General features: G+C 71.5%; 21 protein-coding genes. 8 read left to right on the top strand and 13 right to left on the bottom strand.

The features are described from left to right. Positions 1–3: 3 nt before the first annotated feature. The 12 genes from AC1U7O_RS12225 to AC1U7O_RS12280 all read right to left on the bottom strand — a co-directional run bounded on the left by AC1U7O_RS12225 (position 4) and on the right by AC1U7O_RS12280 (position 13,377). Positions 4–462 carry a RidA family protein gene (locus tag AC1U7O_RS12225; RefSeq protein ID WP_479895060.1) on the bottom strand — a complete coding sequence of 153 codons (459 nt, stop codon included), beginning with the start codon at positions 460–462 and terminating at the stop codon, positions 4–6. Positions 463–469: 7 nt separating this feature from the next. Further along, on the bottom strand, positions 470–1,645 hold the full coding sequence (locus tag AC1U7O_RS12230) for a phosphopentomutase (protein ID WP_479895061.1): 1,176 nt from the start codon (positions 1,643–1,645) through the stop codon (positions 470–472). Further along, the gene (locus AC1U7O_RS12235) at positions 1,645–4,104 is read right to left on the bottom strand and encodes a hypothetical protein (RefSeq protein WP_479895062.1); all 2,460 of its coding nucleotides are present in this window, start codon (positions 4,102–4,104) and stop codon (positions 1,645–1,647) included. The genes AC1U7O_RS12230 and AC1U7O_RS12235 overlap by 1 nt, the downstream gene beginning before the upstream one ends. Positions 4,105–4,143: 39 nt before the next feature. Then, positions 4,144–4,821 (bottom strand): deoxyribose-phosphate aldolase, encoded by a 678-nt coding sequence (gene deoC, locus AC1U7O_RS12240; RefSeq protein WP_479895063.1) that lies wholly within the window; start codon positions 4,819–4,821, stop codon positions 4,144–4,146. Positions 4,822–5,002: 181 nt separating this feature from the next. After that, positions 5,003–6,025 (bottom strand): endolytic transglycosylase MltG, encoded by a 1,023-nt coding sequence (gene mltG / locus AC1U7O_RS12245; protein WP_479895064.1) that lies wholly within the window; start codon positions 6,023–6,025, stop codon positions 5,003–5,005. Beyond that, positions 6,022–6,510, bottom strand: a complete 489-nt coding sequence (gene ruvX / locus AC1U7O_RS12250; protein WP_479895065.1) for a Holliday junction resolvase RuvX — start codon at positions 6,508–6,510, stop codon at positions 6,022–6,024. Before ruvX ends, mltG begins: the two co-directional genes overlap by 4 nt. A gap of 10 nt (positions 6,511–6,520) precedes the next feature. Continuing rightward, positions 6,521–9,169 carry an alanine--tRNA ligase gene (alaS, locus tag AC1U7O_RS12255; RefSeq protein WP_479895066.1) on the bottom strand — a complete coding sequence of 883 codons (2,649 nt, stop codon included), beginning with the start codon at positions 9,167–9,169 and terminating at the stop codon, positions 6,521–6,523. A gap of 5 nt (positions 9,170–9,174) precedes the next feature. After that, positions 9,175–9,633: a regulatory protein RecX gene (locus AC1U7O_RS12260; protein ID WP_479895067.1), complete on the bottom strand. Its 459-nt coding sequence runs from the start codon at positions 9,631–9,633 to the stop codon at positions 9,175–9,177. A gap of 25 nt (positions 9,634–9,658) precedes the next feature. Further along, positions 9,659–10,768 (bottom strand): recombinase RecA, encoded by a 1,110-nt coding sequence (gene recA, locus AC1U7O_RS12265; RefSeq protein WP_479895068.1) that lies wholly within the window; start codon positions 10,766–10,768, stop codon positions 9,659–9,661. Positions 10,769–10,910: 142 nt separating this feature from the next. Further along, positions 10,911–11,513, bottom strand: coding sequence for an RNA 2',3'-cyclic phosphodiesterase (gene thpR, locus AC1U7O_RS12270; protein ID WP_479895069.1), 603 nt, complete (start codon positions 11,511–11,513; stop codon positions 10,911–10,913). Next, entirely contained in the window at positions 11,510–12,796 is a 1,287-nt protein-coding gene (locus tag AC1U7O_RS12275) for a competence/damage-inducible protein A (RefSeq protein WP_479895070.1), read from the bottom strand. The genes thpR and AC1U7O_RS12275 overlap by 4 nt, the downstream gene beginning before the upstream one ends. Continuing rightward, positions 12,793–13,377: a hypothetical protein gene (locus tag AC1U7O_RS12280; RefSeq protein WP_479895071.1), complete on the bottom strand. Its 585-nt coding sequence runs from the start codon at positions 13,375–13,377 to the stop codon at positions 12,793–12,795. Before AC1U7O_RS12280 ends, AC1U7O_RS12275 begins: the two co-directional genes overlap by 4 nt. 188 nt (positions 13,378–13,565) lie before the next feature. Between AC1U7O_RS12280 and AC1U7O_RS12285 the strand changes: the two genes are divergently transcribed. From AC1U7O_RS12285 to AC1U7O_RS12305, 5 genes are all read left to right on the top strand, one after another. After that, positions 13,566–14,273, top strand: coding sequence for a chlorite dismutase family protein (locus AC1U7O_RS12285; protein ID WP_479895072.1), 708 nt, complete (start codon positions 13,566–13,568; stop codon positions 14,271–14,273). Between the two features lie 60 nt (positions 14,274–14,333). Continuing rightward, on the top strand, positions 14,334–15,029 hold the full coding sequence (locus AC1U7O_RS12290; protein ID WP_479895073.1) for a hypothetical protein: 696 nt from the start codon (positions 14,334–14,336) through the stop codon (positions 15,027–15,029). 32 nt (positions 15,030–15,061) lie between these two features. Beyond that, the gene (locus tag AC1U7O_RS12295) at positions 15,062–15,283 is read left to right on the top strand and encodes a hypothetical protein (RefSeq protein WP_479895074.1); all 222 of its coding nucleotides are present in this window, start codon (positions 15,062–15,064) and stop codon (positions 15,281–15,283) included. A 40-nt stretch (positions 15,284–15,323) separates the two neighbouring features. Further along, a complete protein-coding gene (locus tag AC1U7O_RS12300) occupies positions 15,324–16,487 on the top strand; it encodes a hypothetical protein (protein ID WP_479895075.1) in 1,164 nt (387 codons plus the stop codon). An 80-nt stretch (positions 16,488–16,567) separates the two neighbouring features. Continuing rightward, on the top strand, positions 16,568–16,987 hold the full coding sequence (locus tag AC1U7O_RS12305) for a hypothetical protein (RefSeq protein ID WP_479895076.1): 420 nt from the start codon (positions 16,568–16,570) through the stop codon (positions 16,985–16,987). A 21-nt stretch (positions 16,988–17,008) separates the two neighbouring features. Here the strand turns inward: AC1U7O_RS12305 and AC1U7O_RS12310 are convergent, their stop codons facing one another. Continuing rightward, entirely contained in the window at positions 17,009–17,329 is a 321-nt protein-coding gene (locus tag AC1U7O_RS12310; protein ID WP_479895077.1) for an ATP-binding protein, read from the bottom strand. A gap of 286 nt (positions 17,330–17,615) precedes the next feature. Between AC1U7O_RS12310 and AC1U7O_RS12315 the strand changes: the two genes are divergently transcribed. From AC1U7O_RS12315 to AC1U7O_RS12325, 3 genes are read left to right on the top strand one after another with little or no spacing between them, the layout of a single operon-like run. Then, positions 17,616–19,133, top strand: coding sequence for a sensor histidine kinase (locus tag AC1U7O_RS12315; protein WP_479895078.1), 1,518 nt, complete (start codon positions 17,616–17,618; stop codon positions 19,131–19,133). After that, entirely contained in the window at positions 19,130–19,738 is a 609-nt protein-coding gene (locus AC1U7O_RS12320) for a hypothetical protein (protein ID WP_479895079.1), read from the top strand. Before AC1U7O_RS12315 ends, AC1U7O_RS12320 begins: the two co-directional genes overlap by 4 nt. 10 nt (positions 19,739–19,748) lie before the next feature. Continuing rightward, on the top strand, positions 19,749–21,146 hold the full coding sequence (locus AC1U7O_RS12325) for a sigma-54-dependent transcriptional regulator (RefSeq protein WP_479895080.1): 1,398 nt from the start codon (positions 19,749–19,751) through the stop codon (positions 21,144–21,146). The last annotated feature ends 166 nt before the right edge of the window (positions 21,147–21,312 follow it).

Below are 21,312 nucleotides of genomic sequence, written 5' to 3' on the forward strand. Positions count from 1 at the left end.
GCGTCATCCGACCTGCAGGATCAGCTCCAGCTCCACCGGCGCGTTAAGCGGCAGCTCGGCCGCGCCCACCGCCACGCGGGCGTGCCGGCCCGCCTCCCCGAAGAGCTGCACCAGGAGGTCGGAGGCCCCGTTGACCACGGCCGGCTGCTGCACGAACCCCTCGGCGGAGGCGACGTAGCCCACCAGGCGCACCACCCGGCGGACCCCGTCCAGCGACCCCAGCTCGCCCCGCACGATGGCCAGCGCGTTGAGCAGGGCGATCCGCGCCGCCTCGTAGCCCCGCTCCACGCTCACCATGCCGCCGAGCTTGCCCTCGACGGCCAGCTTCCCCTCGCGGAAGGGCAGCACCCCGCTCAGGAACAGCAGGTCGCCCGCCCGCACGGCAGGGATGTAGGTCGCGACCGGCTTGGGTGGCGCCGGGAGCTCGACGCCGAGCTGCCGCAGTTTCTCCTCGAAAGACATGGCGCTCTCACCCCGACACGAAGGCGTCCAGAAAGCTCTCGCCCCAGGCCAGCCGGCCCCCGCCCAGGGCGTCGGACACCGTCCGGCCGAGGTCCGCGAAGGTCGGCCTCGTCCCCAGGTTCACGCCCCGCGTGAGCCGCGGCCCCCAGGCCAGGAGCGGCACGTATTCCCGCGTATGGTCCGTGCCCGGCGTCGTCGGGTCGTTGCCGTGGTCGGCGGTGAGCAGGAGGAGGTCGCCGGGCCGCAGCCCCTTGAGCAGCGCGCCGAGCCGCTCGTCGAACGCCTCCAGCGCCCGCGCGTAGCCGAGGGCGTCGTTTCGGTGCCCGTAGAGCATGTCGAAGTCCACGAGGTTCGCGAAGATCAGCCCGCGCGGGACGGTCGCGAGCGCCCGCAGGACTTCGTCCATGACCGTCCCGTTGTTCCCCGCATGCAGGGCGCGGCTCACGCCCCGGCCGTTGAACAGGTCATGGATTTTCCCGATCGCGACCACCGGCTGGCCCGAGGCCTGCAGCAGGTCGAGCAGCGTCCGCCCGGGCGGGTCGAGGGAGAAGTCCTTCCGTCCCTCCGTCCGGACGAAGGCCCCGGGCTCGCCCGTGAAGGGCCGGGCGATGACCCTCGCCACCTGATGGGGCGGCGCGAGCAGCCGCCGGGCCGCGCGGCACCAGCGGTACAGCTCCGCAGGCGGCACGATCCGCTCGTGCGCCGCGACCTGAAACACGCTGTCGGCGCTCGTGTAGACGATCGGGCGGCCGGTGCGGAGATGCTCTTCGCCGAGCGCCGCGATGATCGCCGTGCCCGAGGCCGGTCGGTTGCCCAGGACCCGCCGGCCGATCGCCTCCTCAAACGGCCGGATGATCTCGTCCGGGAACCCCTGCGGGTAGGTGGGGAAGGGCTTCTCCACGACCTGGCCCGCGAGCTCCCAGTGGCCGGTGGTCGTGTCCTTGCCCTTGGACCGCTCGGCCATCCGGCCGAAGCAGCCGTCCGGGTCCCCGACCCGCCGGACGCCCGCGAAATCCCCGACGTGGCCGAGCCCCAGCGATTCGAGGTGGGGGAGCCGGAGCCCGCCCGCGGCCTGCGCCACGTGCGCCAGGGTGTTGCAGCCGGCGTCGCCGTACTCCGCCGCGTCGGGCGCCTCGCCGACGCCGACGCCGTCGAGCACGAGGAGGAAGACGCGCGTGATCATCAGCCGCCCTCCCCTTCCACGCCCCGGACCCGCTCCGCCACCTGCGCGAGGAGCTGCTCGTTGGCGACCACCTCGTAGAAGAGGCCCGAGGTGGGCTCGCCGAAGAGCGGATGCGCCCGGTCGAACGCGCGGATGCGTCCCTCGCGTACGACCACCCGGTGCATCCCGCCCTTGAGGTCCGGGAAGCGGCCGGTGTACACGGCGAGCGGCGTCCGGTCGCCCGGCACGTCCAGCTCCAGCCGCCGCAGCGTGATCTCGGTCTTGAGCTTCGCGAAGCCGGCGTCGTCCAGCAGGATGCCGTTGAGATTGTACAGGAGGTGGACCTCCCCCTTCTCGCCGCGCAGCGGGTCGCCCTCGGGAATCTCATACACGTCCACGTTGGTCAGGGCCAGGGCGGGGTGCCGGCGCTGTCCCCGTTCCTTGCGCAGCATCCAGGAGCAGGAGGACAGCCGGTCCGCCTTGCCGATCGCCGGCGAGATCATGATCTGTGCGTTGCCGTCGTACAGAAAAGTGGGCGGTTCGTCGTTGAACACCAGCCCGATCCCCAATTCCAGCTCGGGCAGGCCGTCCTTGCGGCAGACCGCGTTCTGCGCCTGCACCATCCCCAGCAGCCGCTTGGCCAGCCCGCAGGCGCGCGCCACGCTGAACTGGTGCTCGAGGGTTTCCCGATGTTCGATGATGCTGAGGATCACCGCGTCCCCCTCGATGAAGACCTTGCTCGCCCCGTAGGTCTCCAGCAGGTCGTTCAGCGGCGTGAAGAAGTTCAGGCTGAAGTGCGAGGCCGGGTTCAGCCCGCGCTTGCGCAGCTCGGCGACCATCGTCGTGGAGCCGCGGACGTCCGCCTTGAGGATGACGTGGTTGAGGACCGTCTGGCCGGACGTCTCCTCCTCGGCGGCGGCCAGGAACTCGTAGAGGGTGTTGTTGGTCCGGGAGAGACGGATGTGCCGGGGATCTTCCTGGAGCGCGATGCGGTTCATCAGGTGATGGGCCTGGTGGTAGGAGCTCAAGTCGCGCCGGAAGCTCAAAAAATCCGTCAGGAACCGGACCAGGGTCGCCCGCCGATGCCGCCGCCCCGGCAAGGCCGCGCGGCGCGCCGCGGCGAGCAGCGGCTCCACCGGCAGGGGTCGCTTGCCCTTGGGCTTCTCCTGGAGCTTGAAGCGCAGCTCCTTCTTGCCCACGAGCCCGCTGATCGCCTGGTGGAGCTGCTGGGGCGTGAAGCTCGCGGCGTAGTCCCGGTAGAGGGGGACCATCTCGTAGGAGGCCATGACCGCGGCCAGCCACTTCCGCTCCCGGAAGCGCCGCTCCAGGACCATGCACATCCGGCGCTGAAAGGTGGTCTGCTCGCGGAGGCGGGCCGCTCCCTGCCGATCCCCCTCCTGCTCGGCCTTGTCCGCCAGCTCCGTGTAGAGGTCCACGTTGAACAGGATGTCCGCGTTGGCCGGGACGTCGATCCACGCCGCCTCGGCCCGGATGTATTCCGCGCGCACGCGGTCGAGCTCGGCCTCGGCCGCCGCGACCTTCGCCTCCCACTCGGCCCACCGCTGGTCGGCCCCGGCCTTCCCGCCGCCCCCCTTCTGGCGCTTGCCCCTGGCCCGATCCAGCTCGGCCAAAAGCCGCTGCTGCTCCTGCTCCGCCTTGGCCAGGGCCCGCTCCGGGCCCGTCACCGGCGCCTTGCGTCGGAAGAGGAACGGCAGGGCTCCGTCCACCGCGGTGAAGCTGTAGTGGTCCTCCATCCCCTGCCCCAGCCAGACGTAGTGTTTCATCAGGATCTCGTCGTCGAGGGGATTCTCCGCCTGCAACAGCGGGTTGAAGAGCACCTCCTGGGCGATCGGCCACCGCTCGCCCAGCAGCGACTGGCGCAACTCGGACACGGGCCCCGTCTCCGCCTTGAGCACCTGCTCCAGCACCTGCCGGTTGATCCGGTAGCGCAGCTTGGCCCGGTGGCGGACGAGCCAGGCCATCTGCTCGTTGAGATGGACGCGGCGGGCGTCGGTCCCCTCGCTGCCCGTGCCGAGCGCCGCCTTCAGCGCCTGGCGGAGCTGGTCGAGCTGGCCCTGTACCTGGCGCAGGAGGTACTTCATCATCGCGAGCTGGACCAGCGCGACGAGCGCGGGCTGCCCCTGGGCCTTGGCCCGATGGACCGCCCCCTCGATCACCTGGCCGTAGACCGTCCGGAACTCCTCCCATTCGGCCCGGGAAGGCCCCGCGCCCTTCTCGCCCCATCCGCCCTGGCCGAGCTGTTGGTCCAGGAGGCTGGCGATCAGGCGCCGCGACAAGCGGGCGAACTGCGGGCTCAAGCGCACGTCGGTGTGGACGTTGTCGATGCCCTTCTTGAAACAGTCGAAATCAACGGTGCCGGCCGGGCTCCGGTAGAGGGGCAGGAGGGATTCGGAGGGGACCGGCGGCGCGCCCCGGGCCGCCAGCAGGTCGAGGATGCTGTCACGCAAGGCGTTCAGCACGGCGCCCCACGACGCGCGACCGGCAGGCCGGTCGCCGCCTCAGCCCACCACCGCAAGACCGGCCCGCCACTCCTCCAGGATCGTCAGGCTCGCGCTCGTGCCCAGACGGTCCGCCCCCGCCTCCAGCAGGGCGCGGGCCGTCTTCGCGTCGCGGATGCCGCCCGAGGCTTTGACCCGGACTCGCCCCGCCGCCGTCTCGACCAGGAGCCGCACGTCCTCGACGGTCGCCCCGCCCGGGCCGAAGCCGGTCGAGGTCTTGACGTAGTCCGCCCCCGCCTCGATCGCCAGACGGCAGGCCAGGATCTTTTCCGGCCGCGTCAGGAAGCAGGTCTCCAGGATGACCTTGTGCCCGACGCCGGGAGTGGCGCGCACGACCGCCTCGATGTCCGCCCGCACGGCCTCGGGCTCGCCGGACTTGAGCCGGCCGACGTTGAGCACCATGTCCAGCTCGACGGCCCCCCGCTCGCAGGCCTCCACCGCTTCGGCCACCTTCGCCTTGCTGCGTTGATGCCCGAGGGGAAACCCGACGGGGACGCCGATGCGCACCGCCCGCCCCTGCAGCAGTATCACCGCCTCCTCCAGAAAGCAGGGGGGCACGAAGACGGCGCCGAAGCCGTGCCGAATCGCCTCCTCACAGAGCCGCCGCACGTCCGCCCGCGTCGCGTCGGGACGCAGGACCGTGTGGTCGATCACCGCGGCGAGCGAGCGGACGTCCATCTCTCCCCCCTGCCTAGTGTAGGGTCCCGTAAATTCCCTTTGTCATTCCGGCCAAGGCCGCTGAGCGGCCGCGAGCCGAAGCCAGGGACATTGCAAGATCCGGGATGCCGGCCCCGGATTGAACGGGTCCGGGGTAAACTTCCGCCGGCATGACGAGGCCACGAACTTGTGGGACGCAACACTAGGAAACCTTCTTGCCGCCGCGGCGCTGGTACCGGTCCACGGCGCGGTTGTGCTCGGCGAGCGTGGCCGAGAAGACGTGGGTGCCGTCGTTGCGGGACACGAAGTACAGGTAGGGCGCCGGGGCGGGGTACAGCGCCGCGCGGATCGCCCGGGCGCCGGGGTTGGCGATGGGGCCCGGCGGCAGGCCGGCGACCCGGTAGGTGTTGTACGGACTGGCGACGGAGAGGTCCCGCTTTCTCAGGTTGCCGTCGAACTCGGCCAACGCGTAGATCACGGTCGGGTCGCTCTGGAGCGGGATGCCCCGCCGCAGCCGGTTGTGAAACACGGCGGACACCAGCTCGTACTCCCCCTCCGCGTTGGTTTCCTTCTCGATTACGGAGGCGAGCGTCAGCACCTGATGGGGCGAGAGGTTGATCTCCCGCGCGCGGGCGCGCAGCTCCGGCGTGAAGGCCCGCCAGAGCCCCGCCACGAGCGTTGCGACGACCTCCCGCGGACCGGTCCGGCGCGCGAACCGGTAGGTGTCGGGGAAGAGGTAGCCCTCGAGGCTCGCCACGTCGATCCCCAGCCGCCGCATGAACTCGCGGTCGCGGGCGGTGTCGAGGAAGGCGGCGGGGTCGGTCACGCCGGCCTCGCCCAGGAGGTCGGCGATCTGGGCCGCGGTGAAGCCTTCCGGGATCGTGACGCTGCGGAGGACGACGCGGCCCTCGACCAGCGCGGCGAGGATCTGCCGGGGCGTCATGGCGGGGTCCAGCTCGTAGTCGCCGGCGACGACGCGCCGGTCGGCGCCCTCGATCTTGCCGAGGAGACGGAAGACCCAGGGGGTGGCGATGAGCCCTTCCCGCTTCAGGATGGCCGCCACCTCCCTGAAGGAGGCCCCCTCCGGGATGGACACGAAGCGCGTCGCGCCCCCGGTGCCCCGCGCGACCGGCGCGTCGGCGGCCCACTGGAGGCCCGCGTAGCCGAGGACCCCGGAGGCGGACAGCCCCGCCGCCACGAGCACCGTGACCAGCGTGCGGTTCATGCCTCGTCCCAGCCCGCCCCCTCCGTGCCGGCGGCCCCGGCGCCCCCCACCCCCGTCGCGTCCGCGCCCGCCCGATTTTCCAGGTAGCTCTGGAGCAGCAGCGCCGCGGCCACACGGTCCACCGCTCCGCGCCGCTTCCGGCGGCTCACGTCCGCCTCGATCAGGAGCCGTTCCGCCGACGCGCTGGTGAGGCGCTCGTCCCAGGGGATCACCGGCACGGTGAGCCGCTGCGTGAGCGTCTCCTGAAACTGGCGCACCGAGGCCGCCTGCGTCCCTTCGGTGCCGTCCATGCTGAAGGGCATCCCCAGGACAACCTCGCGCACCGCATGCTCGTCCACGAGCTGTTGGATGTGGGCGACGTCGCGGTCGAGCGTCCGGCGCTCGAAGGTTTCCAGGGGCTGCGCGAACCAGCCCAGCTCGTCGCTGAGCGCGACGCCGATGCGCTTGGTGCCGGGGTCGAGGGCCAGGATGCGTGTCGCCGCCATCATCGTCCCGCTATGAAGAGAGCGCCCGGTCCACGAGTTCGAACACCCTCTGCAACGCCTCGTCCAGCCGCGCCGCCTCCTTGCCGCCGGCCTGGGCCATCTCCGGCCGCCCGCCGCCGGTCCCGCCGATCGCCGCCGCCATGTCCTTGATGAGGACGGAGGCCTTGAGCTTCTCGGTCAAGTCCGGCGTCACGACGAGCAGGAGCGACACCTTGCCCTCCACGACGGAGCCGAGGGCGATCACGCCGCTCTTGAGCGTGTCGCGGAGCCGGTCGGCCAGCGCGCGCAATTCCGCGGTCTGCAGCCCGTCGGCCCGCTGGGCGTGGACCGGGACACCCCGCACCCGGCGCGCCCGGCTGTCCGCGCCGGCGCCCGCCCCGCTCGCGAATTTGAGCTTGAGCGCCTCCAGCTCGCGCTCCTTCTCCTTGAGCTGCGCCACGAGTTTGCGCGCCTTGCCCACCAGGTCCGATGGTCCGGCCTTGAGCAATTCCCCCAGTTCGCGGATGTCCGCTTCCAGCCGCTTCATCTGAGCCAGGGCGCCGCTCCCCGTCAGGGCCTCGATGCGGCGCACACCGGCGGCGACGCCGGTCTCCGACACGAGCCGAAAGACCCCGATTTCGCCCGTCGCCCGGCAGTGAGTGCCGCCGCAGAGCTCCTTGCTGAACGTATTGATGCTCACGACGCGCACGCGGTCCCCGTACTTGTCGCCGAAGAAGGCCAGCGCGCCGGCGGCCACCGCCTCCTGCACGCCCATGACGTCGGTCTGCACGGGGGCGTTGCGCCGGACCTGCTCGTTGACCAGCCCCTCGACCTCGTCCACGTCGCGCGACGAGAGCGGCCGGAAGTGGGCGAAGTCGAACCGCAGCCGGTTGGGCGCGACGAGCGAGCCGTACTGCTTGACGTGGGGGCCGAGCACCTCGCGCAGCGCCGCGTGGACCAGGTGGGTCGCCGTGTGGTTGCGCGCGGCGTCCTGGCGCGTCGCCGGGTTGACCGAGGCCCGGAGGCGCTCGCCCTCGCGCACGCGCCCGGCCCGGACCACGCCCTTGTGCAGGATGAAGTCCGGGAGCGGCCGCGTCGTCTCGGTCACCTCGATCCGCCCCTCCGGCCCGATCAGGATCCCCTGGTCGCCGACCTGGCCGCCGCCCTCCGCGTAGAAGGGCGTCACATCCAGGGCGACCTCGACCTGCTCGCCCTCGACCGCCTCCTTCACCAGGCGCTCCCCCTTGAGGATCGCCTGCACGACGGCCTCGGCGGTGAGCCGCTCGTACCCGACGAACTGGGTCGCGCGGACCTGCCCGGCGACCCGGGCCACGACCGGCTTGGCCGCCGCGACCTCGAACCCCGCCGTCTTCCGGGCCCGCTCCCGCTGCTCGTCCAACGCGCGCCGGAACCCCGCCTCGTCCAGCCCCAGTCCCTGCTCGCGGCAGGTCTCCGCGATCAGGTCCACGGGGAACCCGTAGGTGTCGTAGAGCTTGAAGACCTCCTCCCCGCCGAGCACGGCCGATCCGGCGGCCTTGGCCTTGGCCGCGAGGTCCAGGAGGATCGGCAGGCCCTGGTCCAGCGTGGCGATGAACCGCTCCTCCTCGCCCTGCGTCACCTCCGCGATCGTCCCCGCCGCCGCCCGCAGCTCCGGGTAGGCCTCCCCCATCAGGCCCACGACCGTGCCGGTCAGCTCGTGCAGGAAGGGTTCGCCCAGGCCGAGCAGCCGCCCGTGCCGGGCCGCCCGCCGGAGAATTCGGCGGAGCACGTAGCCGCGTCCCTCGTTGGAGGGGAGCACCCCGTCGGCGATCAGGAAGGCGACGGCCCGCAGGTGATCGGCGACCACGCGCATGGAGCGGTCGGCCGGTCCGTCGGTCCCGTAGTCCCGTCCCGCCCGCTTGCCGATCGCGTCCAGGAGCGGCCGGAACAGGTCCGAATCGTAGTTGCTCGTGACGCCCTGGGCGACCGCCGTCAGCCGCTCCAGGCCCATGCCCGTGTCGATCGACGGCTTGGGCAGCGGGCGCAGGACGCCGCGCGCGTCCCGGTCGTACTGCATGAAGACGAGGTTCCAGATCTCCAGGTAGCGGTCGCAGTCGCAGCCGACGCCGCAGCTCGGCTTGCCGCAGCCCAGCCGCTCGCCCTGGTCGATGAGGATTTCGGAGCAGGGGCCGCAGGGACCCGTGTCGCCCATCTGCCAGAAGTTGTCCTTCTCGCCGAGCCGGACGATCCGCGACTCCGGCAGGCCGACGACGGTCCGCCACAGGCCCGCCGCCTCGTCGTCGTCGCGGAAGACCGTCACCCACAGCCGGTCCTTGGGCAGGCCCACGGTGCCGGTCAGGAAGTCCCAGCCGAAGCGGATCGCCTCCGGCTTGAAGTAGTCGCCGAAGGAGAAGTTGCCCAGCATCTCGAAGAAGGTGTGGTGCCGGCCCGTGTAGCCGACGTTCTCCAGGTCGTTGTGCTTGCCGCCTGCCCGCATGCACTTCTGGACGGTCACGGCCCGCGTGTAGGCGCGCGTCTCCTCGCCGAGGAACACGCCCTTGAACTGGTTCATGCCGGCGTTGGTGAACAGGAGCGTCGGATCGGCCTGCGGGATCAGGGGCGAGCTGGGCACGGCCTCGTGGCCCTGGGCCACGAAGTAGCGGACGAAGGCCTGGCGAAGCTGGTCGGCGGTCTGACCCATGGTGCTTACGTCGTCTCCTCCTCGAGGCCGGCGAGCGCCTCGATCACGTCCTCGTCGAACCCCTGGCGGCGGAGCAGCGCGGCGGCGGCCCCCCTGGGGGGGCGGGCGCGCGCGAGCAGGGCTTCCGCGAGCGCCCGCTCGCTTCGCTCCGCATAGAGACGGTCGAGCGTGCGCGCCACGATGGCCGGATCGAGCCCCTGGGCGAGCAGCTCCGCCTCCAGCCGGCGGCGCCCCTCCGGCCGCCGCGCCAGCCGCGCCTCCGCCCGGCGCTGGGCGTACCGCTCGTCATTCAGATAGCCGCCCCTGCGCCACCGGGCGAGCAGGTCGGCGACGCGGGCCTCCGGGACGCCGCGCCGCGCCAGAAAGGCCGCGACCTGCGCCTCCGTCCGATCCCGGCGGGCCAGGTAGGCCAGCGCCGCCCGCTCGTCGGCGTCCGCGGCCGGCCCCGACCTCCTCGTCGCCATGGGATGGTCCCGGCGGGCGGCTCCGTCAGGAGGCCGAGCGGGCGCCGTGGGCGCGCTTCTCGTCGCTCCGTCCCTCCGGCCGCTTCTCCTCCGGCTTGGCCTCGGGCTTCTTCTCGCCCGCCCGCGCCGGTACGCCGGCCAGCTCGCGGAGCTTGCCCTCGATCTCCCGCGCGAGCGCCTGATTCGTCTTGAGGTACTCCCGAACCGCGTCCCGCCCCTGCCCCAGCCGCTCGCCCTTGTAGGCGTACCAGGCGCCGGACTTCTCCAGCACCTTCCGTTCGACGCCCAGGTCCACCAGCTCGCCGGTCTTGGAGATGCCCTCGGCGAACATGATGTCGAACTCGGCCTGCTTGAAGGGCGGCGCCATCTTGTTCTTGACCACCTTGACGCGGACCCGGCTGCCGGTCACGTCCTGCCCTTCCTTGATGGACTCGATCCGCCGGATGTCGAGCCGCACGGAGGCATAGAACTTGAGCGCGTTGCCGCCCGTCGTCGTCTCCGGGTTGCCGAACATCACGCCCAGCTTCATCCGGATCTGATTGATGAAAATGACCGTCGTCAGCGACTTGGAGATGGCCGCCGTGAGCTTCCGCAGGGCCTGGGACATGAGCCGCGCCTGGAGGCCCATGTGCGCGTCCCCCATCTCCCCCTCGATCTCGGCCCGCGGGACCAGGGCCGCGACCGAGTCCACGACGATGAGGTCCACCGCGCCGCTGCGGACCAGCGTCTCGGCGATCTCCAGCGCCTGCTCGCCCGTGTCCGGCTGGGACACGAGCAGCTCGTCGGTGTTCACGCCCAGCTTGCGCGCGTAGCCCAGGTCGAGGGCGTGCTCGGCGTCGATGAAGGCCGCGATCCCGCCGGACCGCTGGGCCTCCGCGATCGTGTGCAGCGTGAGCGTGGTCTTGCCCGAGGACTCCGGGCCGAAGATCTCGACCACGCGCCCGCGCGGAATCCCGCCGACGCCCAGCGCGATGTCCAGACCGAGGGACCCGGTCGAGATGGCCGGCACGTCCGCCGGTGCCTCGGCCGTCCCGAGCTTCATGATCGCGCCCTTGCCGTACTGCTTCTCAATCTGCGAGAGGGCCAGGTCGAGGGCCCGCCTTTTCTCGTCCTTTTCAACCGTTCGCTCGGCCATGGGCTGTTCCTCCAGGAGATCGGGCGCCGCTGATGGTGATGAGGACAGGCGGAGGGCCCGGTCGGTGGTCGCGTCGGGCGGATCCCTCGCCAAGCCGGAAAACCGGGCCATTATACCCAAGTGGCGGGGGGAAGGATAGACGCTATCGGTTCGCCAGCACCGCCTCGTGCAGGCGCGTGTAGACGGAGCCGGAGGGCCGCAGCTCGCTCTTCATGAGGGCGAGGGCCCGCACGTCGAGCCGGCCGAGGGCGGAGGCCTGGCCGAGGAGAGCGGAGGCGTCGAGCGCGCGGCCGACCTCGCGCTGGCGCTCCTTGATCCGGGCGAGCGTGAGGTGGGGCGAGAGGGGGCGGGACTCCGACGCAAAGCCAAGCGCCCGGAGAGCGGCATCCACGGACGACGCGAGGCGGACGAGCGCGTCCACCGGGCCGTCGAGGCCGAGCCAGAGGACGCGGGGCGCCCGCGCGTCGGGGAACACGCCGAGCCCGCCGATCGCCAGCGACGAACGGGCGCCGGCGGCCGCAACGCGATCCAGCGCCTCAGCGATCGCCGCGACCCGACCTTCCTCGATGTCGCCCAGGAACTTGAGCGTGAGGTGGATGGACTCCGGCTTCACCCACTGGATGCGCGCGTCCGGGGCGGATCGGCGCAGCTCGCGCTCCAGTGTCCGGCGCACCCCGGCCTGGACGCCGCCGATCGCCGCCCGGAGGGGCTCATCCAGCTCGATCGCGATAAAGGTCCGGATCATGAGCCGCCCCTCGCGTGCCGACCCAGCCAGAGTCTCAGCAGATCCAGCGCCGCCTGCGAGGCGCGGAGCTTGATGACCTCGCGCTCGCCGTGGAAGCGAAGCTCCTTGACCGCTCGATGGACCCGGCGGCCGACCTTCGCGTCCAGGCCGACGTAGACGAGCCCGACCGGCTTGGTCGCCGTCGCGCCGCCGGGCCCGGCGATTCCGGTCACGCTGAGCCCGATCGCCACGCCGGCCCGCTTCCGCGCCCCCCGCGCCATGGCCGCGGCCGCCGGCGCGCTGACCGCGCCATGCCGGCGGATCAACGCCTCGGGCACGCCGAGCAGCTCGGTCTTGGCGCGGTTGCTGTAGCAGACCAGCCCGCGGTCCAGGTAGGCGGAGCTGCCGGGGACCTCTGTCAACCGATGGCCGACCAGCCCGCCCGTGCAGGACTCGGCCAGGGCCAGCGACAACCCCCGCTCGGCCAGGAGCCGGCCGACGACCTGCTCCATCGTGTCCTCCCCCTCGCCGTAGAGGACCGACCCGACGGCCGTGCGCACCGCCGCGACGGCCTGATCCAGCGCTTCGGCCGCCGCCTTCCCCCCCACCGCGGTGAGCACCACGTCCACGCCGAGCGGCGAGGCCAGGAGGCCGAGCCGCAGGCCGGGGATGTTCCGCAGCGCCCGGCCCACCGCCTCCTGGACCTTGACCTCCGGCAGGCCGCAGGTATGAAGGATCTGCTGCGCGATCCGCGGGCCGCGGACGGTCCTGCCGACCGTCGCGCGCAGGCGCGGCGCGACCGCCTCGTCCCACATGCGCTCCATCTCCCAGGGCACGCCGGGCAGGGCGGCGATCAGGGTCGTGCGCCAGCGCAGCAGAAATCCCGGCGCCGAGCCGATGGGGTTCGGCAGGACCTCCGCGCCGGCGGGCATCAGTGCCTGGCGACGTTGCGCCGGCGTCATCGCACGCCCCCACTCCGCCAGCCGGCGCCGCACCAGGTCCAGCGCCGCCGCGCGCGGCCGGAGCGGCCGGCCGGTCGCCCGCGCCACCGCTTCTCTCGTGCAGTCGTCGCTCGTCGGCCCCAGCCCGCCGGTGAGGATCAGCACGGACGCACCCCGTGCGGTGACGCGCACCGCCTCGGCGATGTCGGCGACGTCGTCCCCCACCGCGAGCTTGAGCCGGACCTCGAGGCCCTCGGCGGCGAGCCGCCGGGCGAGGACGAGCGAGTTGCGCTCGACCCGGCCGCCGAGGAGCAGCTCCGAGCCGACCGCGACGATCGCCGCCCGCGGGGCCGACGCGCTCATGGGATCGCCGAGAAGTCCAGGGCGAAGGCGACTTCTCCTCCGGCGGGGGGAAAGACCGAGATGGTCGTGTGGGCCTGCGGGTCAAAATCGGCGTAGGCAAAGGCGGCGACGACCTTGGCGCGGAAGGCCGGCCGCTTGGGCCAGGCCGGCGAGCGCGGCGCCTGGCCGTCGAAGCGGACCTTGACCGGCTTGATCGCGCGGGCGCCCTGCGTCATCACGACGTAGCTGTCCTGCGCAAAGTCCGGCCGGTCGCCGAAGATCACGAGGCTCACGAGCAGGGCCGGCTCGTCCAGGACCTGCCGAATCTCCGCCTCCGAAGGGGTCTCGCCGCGCAGGGCGAAGTGCGCCGACATGACGGTGAGGCCGATCACCTTCGTCATGAGAAACCCCTTCGGTTCCAGCTCCTGCTCCGAGCCGAACCAGGCGTAGAGGCGATCGGGCGGCGTGCGCGCGGCCGCGGCGGCGCGGCCCCGCTCCAGCGCGGCCTGGATCAGCTCGCGGCTCGGCCGCAGCTCGATCGCCGGCACCGGAGACGCCGCGCCCACCACGACCACCGCGCCGAGCAGCGCCGCCGCCGACAACGTTCCCGCCTCAACCGCTCGCCCCCGCATGGAGCATGGCGATAACAGATCGCCAAGGCCCTGTCAACGCGCCGCCGGCGCCCCGTCTCCGCCCTTCCGCCGGTTGACAAAGACGACGGCGAAGTGATAGGACTCTGCCGACTTGCCGGCTCCGCGTGCGCGGCGAGGAAGGTTGTAAGGAGGAGGCGATGGCCAGCGCTGAGCAGACCGCCAAACGGCAGTTCGTGAACTTCTCGTTTTACAAGCTGGACCCTGCCTGGCGCAGGCTGCCGGAGGAAGAGCGGACCAGGGGCAAGCAGGAATTTCTGCGCGCCGCGGAGAGCTACCAGGGCCAGGTCCTGGTGATCCCCTACACGATGGTCGGCATCCGCGGCGATTGCGACTTCATGCTCTGGCGCATCTCCTACAACCTCGAGCTGTTCCAGGAGATGACCTCCAAGCTGCTGGCGACGGGCCTCGGCCGCTACCTGACCACCCCCTACTCCTACCTCTCCATGACCAAGCGGTCCATCTATGTGGACCACCACACCCACGAGGGGCAGGAGAGCAAGCGGCTGCAGATCATCCCCGGCAAGTGCAAGTACATCTTCGTCTATCCCTTCGTGAAAACGCGCGAGTGGTACCTGCTGACCAAGGCCGCCCGGCAGGGGATGATGGACGAGCACATCGAGATCGGGCACCGGTACCCCTCCGTCAAGCTCAACACCACCTACTCCTTCGGGCTGGACGACCAAGAGTTCGTCGTGGCGTTCGAGACGGACAAGCCGGAGGACTTCCTCGACCTGGTCATGGAGCTGCGGAGCGCGGAGGCGAGCCGTTACACCGAGCGGGACACCCCCATCTTCACCTGCATCATGAAGAGTCTCAAGGAAGTGCTCGACACCCTGGGCGGGTGAACGCGACGCCCCCATCCCCGCGACCTGACGGCCTTCCGATCCCGCCCTCGGAAGGCCGTCGTGCGTTCACCCCGGTCCCGCATGAGCAGCCCCGCCGCGACAGCCTCCGCGCACGACGCCCGGGCGGCGGCGCTCTCCGCCCTGGTGCCGGGGCTCGGCCAGGCCAGTCGGGGCCTGCACCGGCAGGCCGTCACGATCTTTTTCGTCAGCGCCGCGCTGCTGGCCGCCGCGGCGGCGACCTGGCGCGCCGCGGGCGGCGGGGCCGGCGTCTTCTTCCTCTTCCTGGTCGTCCTGCCCTGGTGGGCGATCCAGAGCTACGACGCCTTCCTCCCCGCCGGGCCGGGCCCCGTCGGCCTGCCCCGCACGCTGGCGACGATCCGGGCGCGGGCGCACGACATCCGCTACCTGGGCGCGCTGTTCCTCCTCACCGCGTTGACGGACCTCTCCATCATCGTCGCCAACCCCGAGTACGCGCTCACGGTCTTCTGCAGCAAGCCGACCGGCGCGCTGGGCGTGCTGGCCAAGGCCCAGTCGCCCACGCTCCATGTCCTCATCGGGTACGGCTTCCTTGGCCTCCGCCGCTGGGCCTTCTTCCTGTACATGGCCTACGCGGCCTTCGGGCTGTTGAACGCGACGGCCAACTTCGCCTGCTTCGGGTACGGCCGGATCCGGACCGTCTTCCTCGTCACGCTCGTCGCCTTCACCGTCTTCGTGGTCCTGCGGCGCCGCGGCTTCGCCCCCCCGCCGGCGTTTTGACAGCGGCGCTCGGCCTGTGTTAGACAACCCGCATGGACGAGCCGGACGATTCGACCGCGCTCTACGTCGTCCGTCACAAAGACGGCTCCGTGAGCCTCTACGTGGACGAGGCCTATGCGATGGAGCGGGGCGTGGACCCGGCCAAGCTGGTCCGCGTCGACGTCCCCCGGGAACTCTACCAGAAGGGAACCGTCCAGCAGATTCGCGAATATTGCGCCACGTACCTGGAATCGCAGGCCAGCGGCACCGCCTGACCCCCCGATCGCGCGCCGCCCGAGGAAGGACCCTCTCGCCATGGCTTCCCTCCTGACCGTCGAGGACATCCAGGCCGTCATCGCCGCCCTGCCCCCGCAGGCGCGGGTCATGCACCGGTTGCTGCTCCTGCAGTACCTCGACGTGACCGAGGAGGATATCGCCTACCTGGCGGCGGACCGGCCGGATCCGCGCATGCTCGCCGGCAACAAGAAGACCACGCAGCAGGTCACCAAGGATGCCCTGCAGGGGGTGAGCGACCGTGTGGACCAGTACCGGAGGCGCGTCCGCCACCGGCGCGAGCGTGGCGCGCTCCAGGTGGACTGCATCGTCCGGCTGACCCGCCTGCTGGATGCGCGGGCCGCCGCCGCCGAACGGCTTCTGGCGAGCCGCTTCGGTCTCGGCCGGGACGCCATCGCGGAGATCGGCGCCCAGGCCAGGACCGCCGTCCCCAAGCCGGCCCTCCGGGCGCTTCAGCGGCGCTGGGAGCAGGACGAGGTCGCGGAGGAGGACTATCGGAAGGAGCGTCTCATCCTCGAGTACCAGGCGATCCTCCGCCGACTGGATCGGGAGCGGCGCCGCCTGGAGATGGCGAAGCGCGAGATCGAGCTGCGGAAGGTCTCCCCGCTCCAGGACCACGAGATCGCCCACATCTGGGGCATCCCGCTGGGCACGCTCGCCGCCCGGAAGGTCAAGGCCCTGCACCAGTACCTGGAGGCGCTCCAGAGCAGGCTCGCGCGCGCCGCCCCTGCCGGCCGGCAGGCCGTCACGGTCCCGCTGGACCTCTGGAAGGAAACGTTCCTCGTGCTGTCGGAGCAGCCGGTTCCCCGCACCGCCGCCGGGTACGACGGCCTGGAGGGCACCGAGGAGACGCTCATGGAGAAGCTGGCGGCCTATCTCGCCGGCACGCTCCCCGAGGAGCAGGAAGCCCGCCTCTGGAACTCCATGGTCCAGGACGCCCTCCCCAACGCCGAAACCGGCGACCAGCTCCGCTCCCTCTTCGCGCTCCAGCGCCTGCTCGCGCTTCTGTCGGAGGCGGACACGGCCCCCGACGCGGTCGAGGAGGAGTTGCTGGCGCGGATCGCACCGGCCGCGAAGGAGCCGGTGCCGCCGGTCGCGACGGAGGAGAAGGCGCCGTCGGAGGCGGAGCTGGGGCAGATCGCCCAGCACGTCCTCCAGAGCTTCCGCGGCGAGGAGCGCCGGTGACCGCCTTGATCGCGCGGTGCGCCTTGCAATCGCGCCCCCCGATGGCGGTATAATCCGCGTATCGGAACCCCGATCGGACGATGCCGACGACACGCCTGATGAACGCAGCCTGCCGGACGGGTTGCGCCGCGGTCCTGCTGCTCGCGCTGGCCTGGCCCTCCTCCCCCGCCGACGCGGCCGGCCGGCTGGAGCTCGCGGACCTCATCGCCCACGCGGACCAGTACGACAAGCAGGTCGTGACCGTGGTCGGCCGCGTGACCAACCTGCAGCTCGCCAGCAACAAGCAGGGGCAGCTCGCCTACGGTTTTCTGCTCAAGGACGGCGACGAAGCGGTGCGGGTGTTCGCCCTCGGGAAGGCCGAGATCCGGGAGGGAGACCAGGTCGTCGTGGAGGGGGTCTTCTCACGGCAGCGCCTCGCCGGCCGGGCGGCCACCCACAACGAGATCAAGGCCAGCTCGATCCGCTCGCTCGAACGGTTCAGCCCTGACTTCGTCGGATGACCCGCGGCCGACGCCGCCGGCTCAACCCGCCTCGCAGCATTCCAACACCACCCCGGCGGACCCGCCGTCCGGCCGCCCCACCGGCGCGCCCCGCTCGACCGCCGCCACGCGGATCTCCCCGCGCAGCGCGTAGCGCAGGATGTTCCTCGCCAACTCCTCGATCGCCGCCACGATGAGCCGCGCCTCCGTGGACGGAAACCCGATCCACAGGGCCAGCTCACGCCCCTTCCGACGGGCCTCCAGCACGTCCGAGTCGGACAGGAGCCGGATACGGACGGCCTCGCTCCGGTCGGGCGGCGCCACGTCGTACTCCTGCAGGTCCTGTCGTCCTTCCTTCAGCATGCCGCCACCGCCCTCCCATCTTCCTCTGTCCCCGCAGAGGGGGCCTTCGCACGATCGCGGCACAGCCCTTTCATGCAGGGAAGGAAAGGCAATCCCGATGCCCCGGATCGTCCCCGGCGTGAACAATCACAAAGACATGCCTTTTCAGTCACTTAGAGCGATCTCCCCGGCGTCAATCCCGTGTGGGCGAGGATGGCGCGCATGAAAATTCCTCCACCCAACCTTCCAAGACCGGGCGAGGCCGTCGTGATCCCAATGACTGAGGACTGCAGGGGGTGCGCCTACGATGGAGCGCAAGAATGCCATGCCGTTTCCACGGGCGCAGGTCCGCGATCGACGGGGCCGGACCCTCTCGATCTTCTGGCAGCTCGCCCTCGGCTCGCTCGCGATCATCGCGGTCCTGGCCGGCGTGGACGTCTACGTGCTGATCCAGCTCCGCCAGCTCGCCGACCTGAACACACGCCTCGTGTCCGACCATTACCCCGCGATGGAGGAGGCCAAGCGGCTGCTCGCCGGCCTCTTCGCCCAGCACAGGAGCGAGCAGACGTACCTTGCCCTGCGCGACGCCGCCTTCCTCACGGACTTCGACGAGGAGACCGAGGCGTTCCGTCGCGGTACGGCGGCACTCCGGCAGCGGGAATCCTCGCCCGAGGCGCGCGCCCTGCTGGAAGAGGCCGAGCGCCTGCACCGGGAGTACGCACGCCTCTTTCGCGAGGAGACCGACCTCGCCGGCAGCTCCCTGCCGCACTGGAGTCCCGACTACGTTCACCGGCGCGACGGCCTCATCGTCGGGATCACCAACACCCTCAAGCGCTACGTCGGGCTGCACGAGGACGCCATCGCGGGATTCGCCGCAGAGGCCGGCACCCGGACGCTGGACGCGGAGCGGGCCACGCGCTGGCTGGTCACGCTCGCCGTCGCCCTGGCCCTGGCCTCGGCCGGCAGCTACAGCATCCTCCGTCCCCTGCGGCGGCTGCGCCAGCACATCCTGGCCCTCGGCCAGGGCTCGTTCGGCGGTGCGATCGAGCTCGACGCGCCGGGCGACCTCAAGGATCTGGTGGACACCGTGAACTGGATGGGCCATCGGCTCCAGGAGCTGGACGCGATGAAACGCGACTTCCTGACCAACGTCTCGCACGAGCTGCGGACGCCGCTCGCCTCCATCCACGAGGGCACGCACCTTCTCCTGGACGAGATTCCCGGCTCCCTCACCCCCGGACAGCGGGAGGCACTCCGGATCATGGCCGACAGCAGCCGCCGCCTCATCCAGCTCATCACCAACCTGCTCGATTTTTCCAAGATGGAGGCGGGCATGATGGAGTACCGGTTCGCGCGCACCGACCTGCGACGCCTCGTGGAAGCTTCGATCAAGAAGGTCCGGTTGCTGGCCGAGCGCCGGCGGATTCCGATCCTCACCCGCTACCCCGCCGGGCCGGTGCCGGTCCGGGCAGATGCGGCCTGCATCGAGCAGGTCCTCGACAACCTGCTCGCCAACGCGCTGACGTTCAGCCCGGAGCAGGCCCCCGTGGAGGTGGCAATCGAGCCGGACGCCGCGGGGAGCGTCGTCCTCTCCGTGAGCGACGCGGGCCCCGGTATCGCGCCCGAGGACCTTCCCCGTATCTTCGACCGCTTCTACCGGGGCCGCGGGTCGCCGGAGAAGCCGGAGGCCGGCAGCGGCATCGGCCTGGCGCTCGCAAAGCGAGCGGTGGAGGCGCACGGCGGACGGATCTGGGCGGAGAGCCTCCCCGGCCACGGGGCGACGCTGCACGTCCGGCTTCCGCTCGCCCAGGCGGGACGGCCGTGATCGCCGGGGCCGGACGTCCCGCCGGAGCCGCCCTGCTGGGTGCGACGCTCATGCTGGCCGCCTGCACGCCGCCGCTCACGTTCCCGCTCCCGCCCCAGGACGCCGGCGCGGTCCGACGCGCCCAGGCGCTGGCGCGGCAGCAGGAGGCCGAGCTGGCCGGCTGCACGGACGCCGCGGCCTGCGCGCAGGCCCACTTCATCCTGGGGCTCCTGGCCCTCTCCGAGGCCCCCCCGGCGGCGGTCCGCCACCTGCGGGCGGCCGCGGACCGCGACCCGAAGGGCCGGCTCGCCGCCTCCTGCCGGGCCTGGATCGCGCTGGTCGAACACCCCGACCGGCAGGCGGACGGGGCAGCGACGGCCGTCGCCGCGCTGGTCCGCGACCTCGTCGAGCGGGAGGCGCTCCTGCAACACCTGGCGAGGGGAACCGGCTACCCGTCAGTCGAGTCGCTCCGCCAAGAGCTCGCCGCACGCGAGCGCCGGATCGCGCTGCTGACCCAGCAATTGGAAGCCCTCAAGCGGGTGGACCGCGAGCTGCGGGAGAAGGCCAGGCCGCTCCGGGAGCCCGGCCACCTCCCTCCCGGCCACTCCGACGAGCCGCTTCCCTGAGGACACGGACATGGACGCGGAGCGCATCCTCATCGCGGACGACGACGAGGGCCTGCTCCACCTTCTCGAGATGCGGCTGACCGCGAGGGGGTTCGCGGTCCGGACCTGCCCGAGCGGCGCCGCGGCCCTGGAGGAGGCGCGCCGGGCGGGGTTCGACCTGGCGATCCTGGACCTGCGGCTCGGGGACATGGACGGGCTGGCCCTGCTGGAGGAGCTGCTCCTCATCCATCCCGGCCTGCCCGTCATCATCCTGACCGCGCATGGCTCCATCCCGAACGCGGTGGAAGCCATGCAGAAGGGCGCCTGCGGCTACCTCACCAAGCCCTTCGACGACAAGGAGCTCGAGGCGCACGTCGAGAAGGCCCTCGCGCAGCTCCGCATGGGTCGCGAGCTCCAGCGGCTCAAACGGCTGGTCAAGGAAATCTACGGGCTGGAGCAGGTGGTGGCCCGGAGCCAGGCGATGCAGACCCTGTTGCAACAGACGGCCCAGGTCGCCGACACGGACGTGACCATCCTCCTGCTCGGCGAGACCGGCAGCGGCAAGGAGGTCACGGCGCGGGTGATCCACTGCAACAGCCGGCGGGCCCACGGCCCCTTCATCGCGGTCAACTGCGCCGCGATCCCCGAGCCGCTCTTCGAGAGCGAGATCTTCGGCCACGTCAAGGGCGCCTTCACGGGCGCCGTCGAATCCCGTCGCGGCCTCTTCCGCCACGCGGAAGGCGGCACCCTGTTTCTCGACGAGATCGGGGACCTGCCGCTGCCGCTCCAGGCCAAGCTCCTGCGGGTACTCCAGGACCGCGAGGTGCAGGAGATCGGCGCGGAGAAGCCGCGGCGGGTGGACGTCCGGATCATCGCCGCGACCAACCGGAACCTGGAGCAGGCCGTCCGGGACGGCACCTTCCGGGAGGACCTCTACTACCGCATCCAGGTCGTGCCCCTGCGGGTCCCGCCGCTGCGGGAGCGCCGCGACGACATCCCCGCCCTCGCGCAGCTCGCCCTCGAACGGAGCGGCCGGCGGCTGGGCAAGGAGGTCCGCGGCTTCATGCCGGAGGCGATGCAGAAGCTGATGCTCTACGCCTGGCCGGGCAACGTCCGCGAGCTGGAGAACACCGTCGAGAAGGCCGTCATCATGGCGACCCAGACCCTGATCCCCGCCGAGCTCATCACGTTCAGCGGACCCCAGGCGGAGAGCCCCGTCAAGCCATTGACGGCGGCCCGCGAGGACTTTGAGCGCGAGTACCTGCACCGCGTGATGGAGCGGACGGGCGGCAACATCGCGAGGGCCGCTCAGCTCGCGGGCCGCTACCGCGCCGACTTCTACAAGCTGCTCAAGAAGTACGGCCTCTACGCGCCCTCGCGACGCAGGCCGCGGGCGGAGCGGAACCGGTCGGGGGACGGTCCGGCCTGACCGCGCGGCTCAAGTCCCAGAGCGTGCGGGCGGCATGGCGGTACACGCGCACTCGGGAGCGGTTCGCCTCTGCGACCTCCAGCAGGTCGGCGGTCTCGTCCGGCTTCGCGGCGACGTCGGCGTTAGGCACCGGCCGACAAAGACAAGCCGCAGGGAAGGTGGGAAG

This window comes from Candidatus Nitrospira neuquenensis (genome assembly GCF_979578155.1).